This is a genomic window from Bradyrhizobium sp. 195 (genome assembly GCF_023101665.1).
Taxonomy (GTDB): domain Bacteria; phylum Pseudomonadota; class Alphaproteobacteria; order Rhizobiales; family Xanthobacteraceae; genus Bradyrhizobium.
This window is the reverse complement of the sequence record NZ_CP082161.1, coordinates 98,891-112,830: the sequence shown is the minus strand read 5'-3', so window position 1 is coordinate 112,830 and position 13,940 is coordinate 98,891. Positions and strand designations below refer to the sequence as shown.

Annotated in this window: 14 protein-coding genes; 2 read left to right on the top strand and 12 right to left on the bottom strand. The window is 64.7% G+C overall.

Annotation, left to right across the window (positions count from 1 at the left end):
- Positions 1-63: 63 nt before the first annotated feature.
- Positions 64-384 carry a thioredoxin gene (gene trxA, locus IVB26_RS00595; protein ID WP_007598398.1) on the top strand — a complete coding sequence of 107 codons (321 nt, stop codon included), beginning with the start codon at positions 64-66 and terminating at the stop codon, positions 382-384.
- Positions 385-529: 145 nt separating this feature from the next.
- Positions 530-1,537, top strand: coding sequence for an ATP-dependent DNA ligase (locus IVB26_RS00590; RefSeq protein WP_247973381.1), 1,008 nt, complete (start codon positions 530-532; stop codon positions 1,535-1,537).
- Between the two features lie 94 nt (positions 1,538-1,631).
- Here IVB26_RS00590 and IVB26_RS00585 read toward each other — a convergent pair whose 3' ends face one another.
- The 12 genes from IVB26_RS00585 to aroA all read right to left on the bottom strand — a co-directional run bounded on the left by IVB26_RS00585 (position 1,632) and on the right by aroA (position 13,891).
- Positions 1,632-2,372, bottom strand: a complete 741-nt coding sequence (locus tag IVB26_RS00585; RefSeq protein ID WP_247970150.1) for a metallophosphoesterase family protein — start codon at positions 2,370-2,372, stop codon at positions 1,632-1,634.
- Between the two features lie 139 nt (positions 2,373-2,511).
- Entirely contained in the window at positions 2,512-3,855 is a 1,344-nt protein-coding gene (locus IVB26_RS00580; RefSeq protein ID WP_247970149.1) for a bifunctional folylpolyglutamate synthase/dihydrofolate synthase, read from the bottom strand.
- Positions 3,852-4,793 (bottom strand): acetyl-CoA carboxylase, carboxyltransferase subunit beta, encoded by a 942-nt coding sequence (gene accD, locus IVB26_RS00575; RefSeq protein WP_247314525.1) that lies wholly within the window; start codon positions 4,791-4,793, stop codon positions 3,852-3,854. Before accD ends, IVB26_RS00580 begins: the two co-directional genes overlap by 4 nt.
- A gap of 174 nt (positions 4,794-4,967) precedes the next feature.
- Positions 4,968-5,804 (bottom strand): tryptophan synthase subunit alpha, encoded by an 837-nt coding sequence (gene trpA / locus IVB26_RS00570; protein WP_247970148.1) that lies wholly within the window; start codon positions 5,802-5,804, stop codon positions 4,968-4,970.
- On the bottom strand, positions 5,801-7,018 hold the full coding sequence (gene trpB, locus IVB26_RS00565) for a tryptophan synthase subunit beta (protein ID WP_247970147.1): 1,218 nt from the start codon (positions 7,016-7,018) through the stop codon (positions 5,801-5,803). Before trpB ends, trpA begins: the two co-directional genes overlap by 4 nt.
- Positions 7,015-7,686: a phosphoribosylanthranilate isomerase gene (locus tag IVB26_RS00560; RefSeq protein WP_247970146.1), complete on the bottom strand. Its 672-nt coding sequence runs from the start codon at positions 7,684-7,686 to the stop codon at positions 7,015-7,017. The genes trpB and IVB26_RS00560 overlap by 4 nt, the downstream gene beginning before the upstream one ends.
- Before the next feature lie 65 nt (positions 7,687-7,751).
- Positions 7,752-8,144 carry a lipopolysaccharide assembly protein LapA domain-containing protein gene (locus IVB26_RS00555; protein ID WP_247970145.1) on the bottom strand — a complete coding sequence of 131 codons (393 nt, stop codon included), beginning with the start codon at positions 8,142-8,144 and terminating at the stop codon, positions 7,752-7,754.
- Between the two features lie 70 nt (positions 8,145-8,214).
- Entirely contained in the window at positions 8,215-8,520 is a 306-nt protein-coding gene (locus IVB26_RS00550; protein ID WP_007598410.1) for an integration host factor subunit beta, read from the bottom strand.
- 171 nt (positions 8,521-8,691) lie between these two features.
- Positions 8,692-9,672: a signal peptide peptidase SppA gene (sppA, locus tag IVB26_RS00545; protein WP_247970144.1), complete on the bottom strand. Its 981-nt coding sequence runs from the start codon at positions 9,670-9,672 to the stop codon at positions 8,692-8,694.
- Between the two features lie 272 nt (positions 9,673-9,944).
- Positions 9,945-11,651, bottom strand: a complete 1,707-nt coding sequence (gene rpsA / locus IVB26_RS00540; protein WP_247970143.1) for a 30S ribosomal protein S1 — start codon at positions 11,649-11,651, stop codon at positions 9,945-9,947.
- Between the two features lie 267 nt (positions 11,652-11,918).
- Positions 11,919-12,557 carry a (d)CMP kinase gene (gene cmk, locus IVB26_RS00535; RefSeq protein ID WP_246929967.1) on the bottom strand — a complete coding sequence of 213 codons (639 nt, stop codon included), beginning with the start codon at positions 12,555-12,557 and terminating at the stop codon, positions 11,919-11,921.
- Positions 12,554-13,891 (bottom strand): 3-phosphoshikimate 1-carboxyvinyltransferase, encoded by a 1,338-nt coding sequence (gene aroA, locus IVB26_RS00530; protein WP_247970142.1) that lies wholly within the window; start codon positions 13,889-13,891, stop codon positions 12,554-12,556. The genes cmk and aroA overlap by 4 nt, the downstream gene beginning before the upstream one ends.
- Positions 13,892-13,940 lie beyond the last annotated feature (49 nt).

Here is a 13,940-nt window from a genome sequence, read left to right as displayed (position 1 = left end):
CACCCCATGATCCCAGGCGCGATTCCCGTCGCGCCGATTCTTTCAACCGAACGAGGTACTCCCATGGCCGTTGGCAAGGTTTCCGATACCGATTTCGAAGCCGAAGTGCTCAAGGCAAACGGCCCCGTGGTCGTCGATTTCTGGGCCGAGTGGTGCGGCCCCTGCCGCATGATCGCACCTGCGCTTGACGAGATCGCCGGTGCGATGGGCGACAAGGTCAAGATCGTGAAGCTCAATGTCGACGAGAGCCCCAAGACCGCGTCCAAGTATGGCGTGATGTCGATCCCGACCCTGATGATCTTCAAGGGCGGCGAGATGGCCTCCCGTCAGGTCGGCGCCGCACCGAAGGCGAAGCTGCAGCAGTGGATCACGTCCGCGGTCTGATTCGCCTCGCGTAAGATTATTTTCGACAACGGCCGGCGAAATGCCGGCCGTTCTGCGTTGATGGGACGTGTTCAGCGTATGACGAGTCCCGCCCTTGCCAGCCCCTCCCCGAAAGCGCGACCGCAAACCCACCTCTCTCGTCGCGATGGAGGCGCGTTCGGTCGACGAGATCCCGCGCGGCAAGGAATGGCAGTACGAGCCGAAATGGGATGGCTTTCGCTGCCTGCTGTCGCGCAACGGCGGTGACGTCGATCTACGCTCGAAGTCCGGCGAGGATCTCACGCGCTATTTCCCCGAGATCGTCGCCGCCGCCTTGAGACGGAAGGTGGATCGCTTCACGCTCGACGGCGAGATCGTCGTGCCGCAGGGCAAAAGCTTTTCCTTCGACGCCCTCCTGCAACGCATTCATCCGGCGGCGAGCCGTGTGAAGAAACTCTCGGAGGAGACACCGGCGCTCTACCTCGTCTTCGATCTGCTTGCGACGGCTCGGGAGAAAGGCCTGGCTGAGAAGACGCTGAGCGCGCGCCGGCCGGCGCTGGACGCTTTTGCGAAAGCCAATCTCAAAGGCAGTCGCTTCCGCCTTTCACCGTCGACAACGAGCTACGCCACGGCCAAAAAATGGCTGGCGCAATCCGGCGGCGGCTCGGACGGTGTCATCGCCAAGCGCATCGACCTGCCCTATCAGGCCGGAAATCGCGACGGCATGCAGAAGATCAAGAAATTCCGCAGCGCCGATTGCGTCGTCGGCGGCTTCCGCTATGCCACCAACAAGATCGCGGGCCGGAAAGTCGTGGGCTCACTGCTGCTCGGACTCTACGACGATGAGGGTCTCCTGCACCATGTCGGCTTCACCTCGGCGATCAAGGCCGAACAGAAACCGGCGTTGACCGACCGCCTGGAGGCGCTGATCGGCGAGCCAGGCTTCACCGGGAACGCGCCGGGCGGGCCAAGCCGCTGGTCCACCGAGCGCTCCGCGAAATGGTGTCCGCTCAAGCCGAAGCTGGTGATCGAAGTCTGCTACGACCATTTCAGCGGCGAACGTTTCCGTCACGGCACCTCAATCCTGCGCTGGCGCCCGGACAAGGCGCCGCGGCAATGCACCTTCGAGCAACTGAAGCAGAAGGTCGCCGACCCGATGAAGCTGTTGAAGTAGCCCGGATGGAGCGCAGCGCAATCCGGTGCCGCGTCGCTCGTGGCACGAATCCCGGATGCTTCGCTCCATCCGGGCTACGAAGCAGAGAACACGTCTACTTGATCCATCCCGTCGCGAGCGCGTTTGCCAGCTCAGGCTGACCGTTGCGCCGCGCCAGCACCGCCATCGCCTCATGATCATAGGCGACATGGCGGAACGTCACATGCCAGGCTCCATTCGCCAGTTGGAGAATCGCATAACGCGCGTGCGGCGTGCCCGCCTCCACCACATGCGGATAGGGATGCTTGTCACGATACCCAGGGCTGCCGACGCTGCCGGGGTTGACGATCAAGCGACCGTCGCGAAGTCGCACGGCGCGGGCGAGATGGCTGTGAGCACAGAGGATCAGCGACTGCGTGATACCTCGCGCGAATTGCTCGATGCGGTCCAGCGGCGACAGCGCCACCACACCGTCGGGATGCACGGTGTCGAGCCAGTAGACTTCGTCATTGCCGGGCGTCGCATGACAGAGGAACACCCGGTCACGAAAGACCCGCGTCATCGGCTGCGCGCGCAGCCAGTCGAGCTGCGCGACGCTGAGCGCTGCATGGGCAGGACGATCCCAGGAGCCCATCTTCTCAGGCGGACGGTCGAGCAGGTAGCGGTCGTGATTGCCGAGCACGTGCACGGCGTCGAGCGCCATCAGGATTTCGATGGTCCTGTGCGCATCGAGCGGACCGCTCAGCATGTCGCCAAGATTGACGATGTCTATGATGCCGTGAGCGCGGATGTCGGCGAGGACAGCTTCCAGCGCGAGGTAATTCCCGTGGACGTCCGCAATGGCGGCGAAACGCATTGTTGTATCCCCACTCTCGTGCCCCGGACGCGGCGCAGCGCTTCTTCAGCGGTGCGCTGCAGAGCCGGGGCCCATATCGCGGCATGCTGGGTCCCGGATCAGCGCTCCGCTTCGCTGCGCTTGTCCGGGACAAGAGAAATCATGCAGGAGGCGTGCCGTTGATCGCCAGCACATGGCCGGCCAGATACAGCGAGCCTGATATCAGGATGCGCGGCGGCACCTCATAAGCGAGCTTCGACAGGGCGCGCAGCGCGGCTTCGACGCCAGCGACGGTCTCGACGCGCATGCCGAGGCTGCGCGCGGCGTCGGCGAGGCGATCGACCGGCATGGCGTTCTCGGTGTCGGGAATCGGCACCGCGATGATGTGACGGGTGAGACCGGCAAAATTGGCGAGAAAGCCCTTCGCATCCTTGTTGGCCATCATGCCCGCGATGACGACCAGCGGCCGCGACACCCGCTCTTCGAGGTCGCCGAGCGCGGCGGCCGCGACGCGGCCGCCCTCGGCATTGTGTCCGCCGTCGAGCCAGATCTCCGAGCCCCGCGGCCCAAGAGCGAGCAGCTCGCCCGCGGTGATGCGCTGCATCCGCGCCGGCCATTCCGCGCCGACGATACCGGCCTCGAACGCTGCCTGATTGATCTTGAAGCTCGGAACCGCGCGCAGCGTCGCGATGGAAAGGCCGGCATTGTCGAACTGGTGACGACCGAACAGGCGCGGTGCCGGCAGATCCATCAGGCCGCGATCGTCCGAATAGACCAGACGTCCGCGCTCGACATTGACGTGCCAGCTCTCGTTCGCGGCAAACAGCGGCGCACGCATGCGCTTCGCCTGTCCCTCGATGACGGCCATAGCTTCCGGCGACTGCTCTGCGCAAATCACGGGGACGCCGCGCTTGATGATCGCCGCTTTCTCACCGGCGATCGACGTCAACGTATCGCCGAGGAAGTCCATGTGATCCATGCTGACGGGCGTGATCACGCAGGCCGCCGGCGCATCGACCACATTGGTGGAATCAAGCCGGCCGCCGAGGCCGACTTCGAGCAGCACCACGTCGGCCGGGTTCTGCACGAACAGATGGAGGGCGGCCGCCGTCTTCAGCTCGAACAATGTCGCGGCTTCGCCGGCATTGACGCGCTCGACCTCTTCCAGGGCCGCGCGCAATGCGTCGTCACCGACCAGCACGCCGCCGCCAACGCGGCCGAGCCGGAAGCACTCGTTGATGCGGACCAGATAAGGCGAGGTATAGGCGTGAACCCGCAGGCCCGCCGCCTCCAGCGTCGCGCGCAGATAAGCCAGCGTCGAGCCCTTGCCGTTGGTGCCGGCGATGTGGATCACCGGCGGCAGCTTGCTTTCAGGATGCCCGAGCCGCTCGAGCAGCCGGTGCATCCGCTCCAGCCCGAGATCGATGCGTTTCTGATGCAGGGCCGACAGCCGCCCGATCAGCTCGCCGAGCGGCGTCTTCTCGCTGTCGGGGGACGCGTTCACGCGTGGGGCGCAGCCGGCGCCGTCTCAGCGGCCGATACGATCTGTGCCGGGCTCGTGACGGCCTGCGTCGGCTTCGATGCGCCTTCCTGCGCCGGCGCCTTGGTCAGCAGCCGGCAGAGCCGCGCCAGGGTCGGACGCAACTCGTGGCGATGCACGACCATGTCGACCATGCCGTGCTCTTTGAGATACTCGGCACGCTGGAAGCCTTCCGGGAGCTTTTCACGGATGGTCTGCTCGATCACGCGCGCGCCGGCAAAACCGATCAGCGCGCCCGGCTCGGCGATCTGCACGTCGCCCAGCATCGCGTAGGACGCGGTGACGCCGCCGGTGGTCGGGTTGGTCAGCACGACGATATAGGGCTGCTTCGCCTCGCGCAGCATCTGCACCGCGACCGTGGTCCGCGGCATCTGCATCAGCGACAGGATGCCCTCCTGCATGCGCGCACCGCCGGATGCGGCGAACACAATGAACGGCGACTTCTTCTCGACCGCAAGCTCGAGCCCGCGCACGATGGCTTCGCCCGCGGCCATGCCGAGCGAGCCGCCCATGAAATCGAAATCCTGCACGGCGACGACGGCGGCGGAGCCTTCGAGCTTGCCGTAGCCGACCTTGATCGCGTCGTTGAGATTGGTCCGCGCCCGCGCATCCTTGATGCGGTCGACGTATTTCTTCTCATCGCGGAACTTGAGCGGATCGGGCGTCACCTCGGGCAGCGCAACGTCAAACCAGGTCTCATTGTCGAAGATCGACTTCAGACGCGCCACCGCGCCCATGCGCATGTGGTAGTTCGAGCCGGGGATGACGAACTGGTTGGCCTCGACGTCCTTGTAGAACACGAGCTGCCCGGAATCCGGGCACTTGATCCACAGATTCTCCGGCGTCTCCCGCCGCAGCATGTTGCGGATCTTCGGCCGGACCACATTGGTAAGCCAGTTCATGGTTTGCTCCGATGTGCGAACCCGCTTCGCGGATCGCCTGAAGGGATATATGGCGGCCGGGCTTCTGCCCGGCAAGCCGCCGTGTCGTCCGCGTTAGAACATGATCCGGAAAAGTGTGAAGCGGTTTTCCGACAAGATCATGCTCAAACTAAAGAGCTAAAGCGGAATTATGGCCTATTCCGCCGCCTGTTGCGCGCCCTTGACGCCCTGGGCCAGGGCCGCGGTCAGCTCCGCCACGGCGTTAACGGTCTTGCCGGTCGCCCGCCCGTCCGCATCGAGGCTGTTCTTGAGCGCATCGACCAGCGCGGTGCCGACGACGGCACCATTGGCATGGGAGGCAATGGCGCGTGCCGTCTCCGGCGTGCGGATGCCGAAGCCGACGCAGATCGGCAGTTTTGTATGTCGCTTGATGCGGGCCACAGCCTCGCTCACGACCGAGGTATCCGCGGCGGCCGCACCGGTGATGCCGGTGATCGAGACGTAGTAGACGAAGCCCGAGGTGTTGGCGAGCACGGCCGGCAGACGCTTGTCATCGGTGGTCGGCGTCGCCAGGCGGATGAAGTTGAGACCGGCCTTCATCGCAGGCAGGCAGAGCTCGTCGTCTTCCTCCGGGGGCAGGTCGACGATGATGAGCCCATCGACACCGGCGCTTTTCGCATCGACCAGGAATTTGTCGACGCCGTAGATGTAGATCGGGTTGTAATAGCCCATCAGCACGATGGGCGTTGCGTTGTCGTCCTTGCGGAAGCCACGCACCAGCTCCAGCGTCTTCTTCAGCGTCATGCCGGCCTTGAGCGCGCGAAGCCCTGCGGCCTGGATCGACGGGCCGTCGGCCATCGGATCGGTGAAGGGCATGCCGATCTCGATCACATCGGCGCCTGACTTCGGCAGCGCCTTGATGATCTCGAGCGAGGTCGCCGGATCGGGATCGCCGGCCATCAGGAAGGTTACGAAGGCCGAGCGGCCTTGTTTCGCAAGCTCGGCAAAACGGGTGTCGATACGCGTGGTCACTTGCTCTTGCCCCTCAGGATGTCACCGACTTGCGGGACGTCCTTGTCGCCGCGGCCGGAGAGGTTGATGACCATCAGGTGATCCCTGGGACGCTTCGGTGCGAGCTCCATCACCTTGGCGATGGCGTGCGCGGGCTCGAGCGCGGGAATGATGCCTTCGAGCTTTGATAGCAGCTGGAACGCGGCGAGCGCCTCGTCATCGGTCGCGGAGAGATAATTCACGCGGCCGACCTCGTGCAGCCAGGAATGCTCGGGCCCGATGCCGGGATAATCGAGGCCAGCCGAAATCGAATGCGCGTCCTGGATCTGGCCGTCGGCGTCCATCAGGAGATAGGTGCGATTGCCGTGGAGCACGCCGGGACGTCCGCCCGCGATCGACGCCGCATGCAGCTGCGTCAGGCCGTGACCTGCGGCTTCGACGCCAAAAATTTCGACCGAGGGATCATCGAGGAACGGGTGGAACAGGCCCATCGCATTCGAGCCGCCGCCGATGCAGGCGACCAGCGAATCCGGCAGGCGGCCCTCGATCTCCTGCATCTGCGTCTTGGTCTCGTTGCCGATGATCGACTGGAAGTCGCGCACTAGCGTCGGATAGGGGTGCGGACCCGCCACCGTGCCGATGCAGTAGAACGTGTTGTGCACGTTGGTGACCCAGTCTCGCAGCGCCTCGTTCATCGCGTCCTTCAGCGTGCGCGTGCCCGATTGCACCGGCATCACCGTGGCGCCAAGCATCTCCATGCGGATGACGTTGGGCTGCTGCCGCTCGACGTCGACCGCGCCCATATAGACCACGCATTCGAGGCCGAAACGCGCGCACAACGTCGCGGTGGCGACACCGTGCTGGCCGGCGCCGGTCTCGGCGATGATGCGCTTCTTGCCCATGCGCCGCGCCAGCATGATCTGGCCGAGCACGTTGTTCACCTTGTGCGAGCCGGTGTGGTTGAGCTCTTCGCGCTTCAGGTAGATTTTGGCGCCGCCGAGATGCTCGGTGAGGCGCTCGGCGAAATAGAGCGGCGAGGGCCGGCCGACATAGTTCTTGAGATAGCCATTCATCTCGGCCTGGAACGCCGGATCGGCCTTGGCTTCGGTGTAGGCCTTGTCCAGGTCGAGGATCAACGGCATCAGGGTTTCGGCGACGAAGCGGCCGCCGAAATTGCCGAAATGGCCGCGGTCGTCGGGACCGCTGCGGTAGGAATTTGGCTTGGCGATGTTCATCTGACGCTCAACTCTTGACTTGCATCTTGGGTGGCGCGCGCAGCGCGGATGAAGGCCTCGATCATCTTGGGGTCCTTGACGCCGGGAGCGCTCTCGACACCCGAGGACACGTCGACGCCGCCGGCGCGGGTGACACGGAGCGCCTCGGCGAGGTTGTCGGCGTGAAGCCCGCCGGAGACCATGTAGGGCAGTCTCAGATCGAGGTTCTCGAGCAGGTGCCAGTCGAACGGCTCCCCGAGGCCGCCGGGCCGCGTCGCGTCCTTGGGCGCGCGGGCATCGAACAGGATGCGGTCGGCGACCGCGGCATAGCCGGGCAACACGGCGAGATCGGCCGCGGTTGCGACCGGAACCGCCTTCATCACCGGGCGGCCGAACCGCTGCTTGATGTCGCGCAGCCGCGCGACGCTCTCCTTGCCATGGAGCTGGAGAATGTCCGGCGACACCGCGTCCATGATGTTGTCGAGCGTCGCATCGTCGGCATCGACGGTGAGCGCCACCTTGAGCGCGCGCCCCTTCACCTGGCGGCCGAGGTCACGGCCGAGCTCCAGGGACAGGTGCCGCGGCGACGGCGCAAAGAACACGAACCCCACCATGTCAGCGCCGGCGTCGAGCGCGATTTCAAGCGTCTCGCGCGTGGACAGGCCGCAGATCTTGACGAGCAGGGACATGATCTCAAAGCAAATGGAGGCCGCCAGACGCGGCCGGAGAACGGGGCTTTCGGTTGCGGCCGCTTCTACAACGTCGCGCGCTGCTTGTCTCGCCCGATGGGCCCGTAAAGGCCGACCCCCGAGGGGACCGGGAGGCGCTGGGACTCGGGCCTTGCCGCGGCCATTTGGGCCCGCAGGTCGGCCAATTCGCCCCTGGCCGCCCGTGCCTCCGCCTCGTGCCGGCGCGCCGCGCGGCGCCAGCGCCGCTGGCCGACCCACACGGCACAGCCGCCCGCGAAGACCCCGAGGGCGGCGATCAGGATCAGGAGCAGGAACAGCGGCAGCGTGACCGACAATGACGGGTCGTTGGCAATGAAGGGATCGAACGAAACCGTGATGAAGTGCCGGTTGGCCACCGCGAAGGCCACCAGGATCACGCCCAGCGGAATCACGATCAGCGCGGTCAGGAACTTTCGCATCTCGCTTTGCTCGCCTTGAATCAAGCTTGCGGCCGCGTCATGCACGACCGCAGACAACCCTGACGTCAGCTCAGTCTGGCGCGCCGGGATCCGGATGGTCGCGGTTCAACCGCTCGCGCATTTCCTTGCCGGTCTTGAAGAACGGAACGCTCTTCTGATCGACGGGCACATGGGCGCCGGTGCGTGGATTGCGCCCGGCGCGTGCAGGGCGATGCTTGACCGAGAAGGCACCGAAGCCGCGCAGCTCGACGCGATCACCGCGCGCGAGGGCCGCTACGATCTCTTCGAGAATCGCATTCACAATGTTCTCGACATCCCGCTGGTACAGATGCGGGTTGTGCTCGGCGATACGCTGAACAAGTTCGGATTTGATCATCGAGAGATAGGACCCGGAAGCGTGCGGATGACCATTTCCGTGAAAATACCTTGATCTGTCAAGACGCTAAATCAAGGTTGAGCCTCGTGAAAATGCGTGACAAATGCCGAAAAAGCGGGCTGCGCCGGCGCCCGTCAGACGGGAAAACCCTCAGGCGCTCGCCCAGATCCCTCAGTTTGAGGCAGCCGGCTGCCACAGGGCCAGCATTCCATCCATTCCGAACCGATCAACCGCCTGGGCAACGCCGGTTTGCCCAATTTGATGCGCAATCGAGCCCAAACCGAGCGCTTCCAGCGTGATGGCGGCGGCTGACTTGAGGAACGACAGATCGCCAAAGCGCGGCTCGAGCTTGTAATCGCGCACGGAGAGCCCCTTCTTGACGCCCTTCTGCTCGACCAGCCAGGTCACCGCGGTCTTCTCGTCGCCGATCTGATCGATCAGCTTGAGATCGATCGCCTGGCGTCCGGTGAAGACGCGGCCGTCGGCCACTTTCTCGAGCTGCGTGTCATCCATGCCACGCCGTTCCTTCACCAGTCCCCTGAACCAGGCGTAAGAATCCCTCACCAGCGCATCGAGCGCGGCGCGCGCCTCGGGGCTCGTGGGCTCGAAACCGTTGGGGGCGGCCTTCAGCGGCGACGACTTCACCTCCTCGACCTTGACGCCGATGGTCTTCAGGAGCTCCGAGACGTTGGGATATTGGAACAGCACGCCGATCGACCCGACCAGCGAGCTCTGCTGGGCAATGATGTGGTCGCTGGCAATCGCCGTGATGTAGCCCCCGGAGGCGGCCAGGCCCTCCACCACCACGACGAGCGGCTTCTTTGCCTTCAGCCGGACGAGCGAATCGTAGAGCTGCTCGGAGCCGGCGGTGGTGCCGCCCGGCGAGTTGATGTGAACGATGACGGCGGCGGCCTGCGAATTCTCCAGCCGCTCCAGCGCCTGCGTGCGATCGGAATCGCTGCGGATCAGGCCTTCGATGTGGACCCGCGCGATCGAGCCGGCGGATGCGAAGGTGCCGCGCGCGCCGGGTGTCGCAATCAGCGCAAAGGTTGCGATCGCCGCGATCGCGATCAGCGCGGCCATGACGCGCCAGAACGTCAGCTTGCGACGGATCCGGCGACGATCGACGATGATGTCCGAATCGAGCGACATCGAGATATCTCCAAATGAAAGGCCGGGCGCGTTGTGCCGTCACGGCGTGACCAACAGCTTATCTGGATACATCAATTGCGGCGCAATTTGAAGAAAACAAGGCTGTGACTGCGTAGCCCGGATGGAGCGAAGCGTAATCCGGGGGAAGTCCATCCGCGAGGTGAGAATCCCGGATTTCGCTTCGCTCCATCCGGGCTACAGGCGGCAACTACGAGCACAAAAAAGCCCCGGCTCGCGCCGGGGCTTCGATGTCAGCGAAACGCAGGTTTCGCTTACTTGCTATCGCGGTTCTTGAGCGCGGTGCCCAGGATGTCGCCGAGCGTCGCTCCCGAATCGGAGGAGCCGTACTGCGCGATGGCTTCCTTCTCTTCGGCGACTTCGAGCGCCTTGATCGACACCTGGACCTTGCGGGCCTTCTTGTCGAACTGGATCACGCGGGCATCGACCTTCTCGCCGACGGCAAAGCGTTCGGCGCGCTGGTCGTTGCGGTCACGGGCGAGCTCCGAGCGCTTGATGAAGGTCGAGAAGTCGGTCCCGGTGATCTTCACCTCGATACCGCTCTCCTTCACTTCGAGCACTTCGCAGGTCACGACCGCACCCTTCTTGACATCGCCCGGCTCGGCGAAGGGGTCGCCTTCGAGCTGCTTGATGCCGAGCGAGATACGCTCCTTCTCGACGTCCACATCGAGCACCACGGCCTTCACCATGTCGCCCTTCTTGTAGTTGTCGATCACCTGCTCGCCCGGAAGCTTCCAGTCGAGGTCGGAGAGATGGACCATGCCGTCGACATCGCCCTCGAGGCCCAGGAACAGGCCGAACTCGGTCTTGTTCTTGACCTCGCCCTCGACCGTCGAACCGGTCGGGTGACCTTCGACGAAGACCTCCCAGGGGTTGCGCATGGTCTGCTTGAGGCCCAGCGAGATGCGGCGCTTGACGGAATCGACTTCCAGCACCTGCACGTCGACTTCCTGCGAGGTCGAGACGATCTTGCCGGGGTGCATGTTCTTCTTGGTCCACGACATCTCGGAGACGTGGATCAGGCCTTCGATGCCCGGCTCGAGCTCGACGAACGCACCGTAGTCGGTGATGTTGGTGACACGGCCGGTGAAGCGGGCACCCAGCGGGTACTTGGCTTCGATGCCCTGCCACGGATCATCCAGCAGCTGCTTCATGCCCAGCGAGATGCGGTGCGTCTCGTGGTTGATCTTGATGATCTTGACCTTCACGGTCTGGCCGATCGAGAGCACCTCGGTCGGATGGTTGACGCGGCGCCACGCGATATCGGTGACGTGCAGCAGACCGTCGATGCCGCCGAGATCAACGAACGCACCGTAATCGGTGATGTTCTTGACCACGCCGTCGATGACCTGACCCTCTTCGAGGTTCTGCACCAGCTCCTGACGCTGCTCGGCGCGGGTCTCTTCCAGCACGGTGCGGCGGGACACCACGATGTTGCCGCGGCGGCGGTCCATCTTGAGGATCTGGAACGGCTGCGAGTTGTTCATCAGCGGCGCAACGTCGCGGATCGGACGGATGTCGACCTGCGAGCGCGGCAGGAAGGCCACGGCACCGTCGAGATCGACGGTGAAGCCACCCTTGACCTGGTTGAAGATGACGCCGTTGACCTTCTCGTTGTTCTGGAACGCCTTCTCGAGCTTGCCCCAGCTCTCTTCGCGGCGCGCCTTGTCGCGCGACAGCACGGCTTCGCCGAGGGCGTTCTCGATGCGATCGAGGAACACTTCAACCTCGTCGCCGACCTTCAGTTCACTGTCACGGCCGGGGCCGGAAAATTCGCGCAGGGCGACGCGGCCCTCGGTCTTCAGGCCGACGTCGATGACGGCCATGTCCTTTTCAATTGCAACCACCTTGCCCTTGACGACGGAGCTCTCCTGCAGGTTGCCGCCTGCGAAGGACTCGTCGAGCATCGCGGCGAAATCGTCGCGCGACGGGCTATAGGTATCAGCAGAAATCGAAGCCATTTGTTCTCCAGTTGCGGATGTCGTGCCGGCCGTTGGGTTTTTGGGCGTATCGCGCGCGCAGTGTCGGAAGGTCCGCAAAACCTTCGAGCGACCGCTCGCTGCTCCGGCCTTGGAGGCGGAACAGCGGAAGCGGGCCGGCTGAGGCCCGCGCGTTCGATACGTGGAAAATCTTTGTCCGGAGCCTGGATCGCGCCGGTCCCAAACAGGGACCTGACGTATCGACCTCAAAGAGCGGGAGCGGGCGCTTCCTCCAATGACGGCGGCGGCTTAACCCCGCGACCGGCCCGCTCGGACGGCCTCGATAATGTCGATGGCGGCCCGGACGCCGCCTTCTATATCCAGTTGGGAGTTATCTAGCAAGTAAGCATCCGGGGCCGGTTTCAAAGGCGCAATCGGGCGGTTCTTGTCGCGTTCGTCGCGCTGGATGATATCGGCGAGCACGGCAGCCTCGTCCGCCTCCTCGCCCCTCGCCTTGGCCTCCATGGTCCGGCGGCGGGCGCGGACCTTGGGGTCGGCAACGACGAAGATTTTCACGTCGGCGTCCGGGCAGATCACGGTTCCAATGTCCCGACCATCCAGCACGGCGCCGGGTGGATCAGCGGCGAATTGCCGCTGGAAATTGACCAGGACCTCGCGCACCCCAGGGATCGCCGAGACAATCGAGGCGCCCTCACCGGCCTTCTGGGTCTTCAGGGCCGGATTGCCGAACTTCTCGGGATCGAGCTCCAAGGCCGCCTGCACCGCAGCCGCCTCGTCGTTGAGATCGTGCCCGGACTGCATCAGGGCATAGGCTACAGCGCGATAGATCACGCCGGTATCGAGATGACGATAGCCGTAATGGTGCGCAAGACGCTTCCCGAGCGTCCCCTTGCCCGAGGCCGCGGGCCCGTCGATGGCGATGATCATGAAAACTCGGCCCCTAGCGAACGCATCATCGGAATGAAATCCGGAAAGCTGGTGGCGATGAAGGCGGTGTCGTCGACGCTCACGGGCTGGTCAGAGGCGCAGCCCATCACCAGCGCGGACATCGCGATGCGATGGTCCATGTGGGTGGCGACGAGGCCGCCGCCGGGAACGTGGCCACGGCCTTCGACGATGAGATCGTCGCCGGACACCTCGACCTTCACACCGTTGACGCGCAGCATGTCGGCGGTTGCCTCCAGGCGGTCGGATTCCTTGACGCGCAGTTCGTGCAAGCCGCGCATGATCGTTGTGCCTTCGGCGAAGGACGCCGCCACCGCCAGCACCAGATATTCGTCGATCATCGAGGGCGCGCGCTCCGGGGGCACCTCGACGCCGCGCAGCTTCGAGGCCCGCACGCGCAATTGCGCCATCGGCTCGCCGGCATCACCCCGCACTTCGCTTTCCTCGATGAAAGCGCCCATCTCGCGCAGCGTGGTGAACAGGCCGGTGCGCAGCGGATTGGTCATGACGTCGGACAGCACGACGTCGGAGCCCTCGACGATCAGCGCTGCGACCACCGGGAAAGCCGCCGAGGAGGGGTCGGCGGGCACCACCACGGTGGCGCCGTGCAGCTCGGGTTGGCCTTTGAGCGTGATACGGCGGCCATGCACGCCCTCCCGCGCGGAGGAGATGTCGGCGCCAAAATGCTTCAGCATCAATTCGGTGTGGTCGCGGCTGGCTTCGGTCTCGATGACGGTCGTGGTGCCGGGTGCGGCGAGGCCCGCCAGCAGCACCGCAGACTTGATCTGGGCCGAAGCGACCGGGGTCGTATAGGTGATCGGCAGCGGATCGCGCGCGCCCTGGAGGGTCAGCGGCAGCCGACCGCCCTCACCGCCAGAAATGACCTTCGCGCCCATCTTTTCGAGCGGATCGAGGATCCGGCGCATCGGGCGGCTGCGCAGCGAGGCGTCGCCGTCGAACACCGCCGAGATCGGGCATCCCGCGACGGCGCCCATCACCAGCCGGCAGCCGGTGCCGGAGTTGCCGAAATCCAGTGCGGCCTTGGGCTGGGCGAAACCCGCAACGCCGACGCCGTTTAGCTTCCAGGCGAAATCACCGGTGCGTTCGACCTTGGCGCCCAGCGCCTGCATGGATTTGGCGGTGTTGAGGACGTCCTCGCCCTCCAGCAGACCCGAAATCCTGGTCTCGCCGACCGCGAGCGCACCCAGGATGAGAGCCCGGTGAGAGATCGACTTGTCCCCGGGCACCCGTACTTTCCCGGTCAGGGGACCGCTAGCGCGAGACTGAAGCGGCCGCGGTTGGTCGGAATGAGTCAAGATTGTGTCCTTGGATGAGCCCTGAGGGGACTGCGGCGCAGGTACCACA

Excerpts from the sequence above, each read along its gene's own strand:
- IVB26_RS00555 (WP_247970145.1), bottom strand. The coding sequence starts at position 8,144 with ATGCGAAAGTTCCTGACCGCGCTGATCGTGATTCCGCTGGGCGTGATC.
- IVB26_RS00550 (WP_007598410.1), bottom strand. The coding sequence starts at position 8,520 with ATGATCAAATCCGAACTTGTTCAGCGTATCGCCGAGCACAACCCGCAT.
- accD (WP_247314525.1), bottom strand. The coding sequence starts at position 4,793 with ATGAACTGGCTTACCAATGTGGTCCGGCCGAAGATCCGCAACATGCTG.
- IVB26_RS00560 (WP_247970146.1), bottom strand. The coding sequence starts at position 7,686 with ATGTCCCTGCTCGTCAAGATCTGCGGCCTGTCCACGCGCGAGACGCTT.
- trxA (WP_007598398.1), top strand. The coding sequence starts at position 64 with ATGGCCGTTGGCAAGGTTTCCGATACCGATTTCGAAGCCGAAGTGCTC.
- IVB26_RS00590 (WP_247973381.1), top strand. The coding sequence starts at position 530 with ATGGAGGCGCGTTCGGTCGACGAGATCCCGCGCGGCAAGGAATGGCAG.
- trpB (WP_247970147.1), bottom strand. The coding sequence starts at position 7,018 with ATGAACATCGCCAAGCCAAATTCCTACCGCAGCGGTCCCGACGACCGC.
- rpsA (WP_247970143.1), bottom strand. The coding sequence starts at position 11,651 with ATGGCTTCGATTTCTGCTGATACCTATAGCCCGTCGCGCGACGATTTC.
- IVB26_RS00585 (WP_247970150.1), bottom strand. The coding sequence starts at position 2,372 with ATGCGTTTCGCCGCCATTGCGGACGTCCACGGGAATTACCTCGCGCTG.
- cmk (WP_246929967.1), bottom strand. The coding sequence starts at position 12,557 with ATGATCATCGCCATCGACGGGCCCGCGGCCTCGGGCAAGGGGACGCTC.
- sppA (WP_247970144.1), bottom strand. The coding sequence starts at position 9,672 with ATGTCGCTCGATTCGGACATCATCGTCGATCGTCGCCGGATCCGTCGC.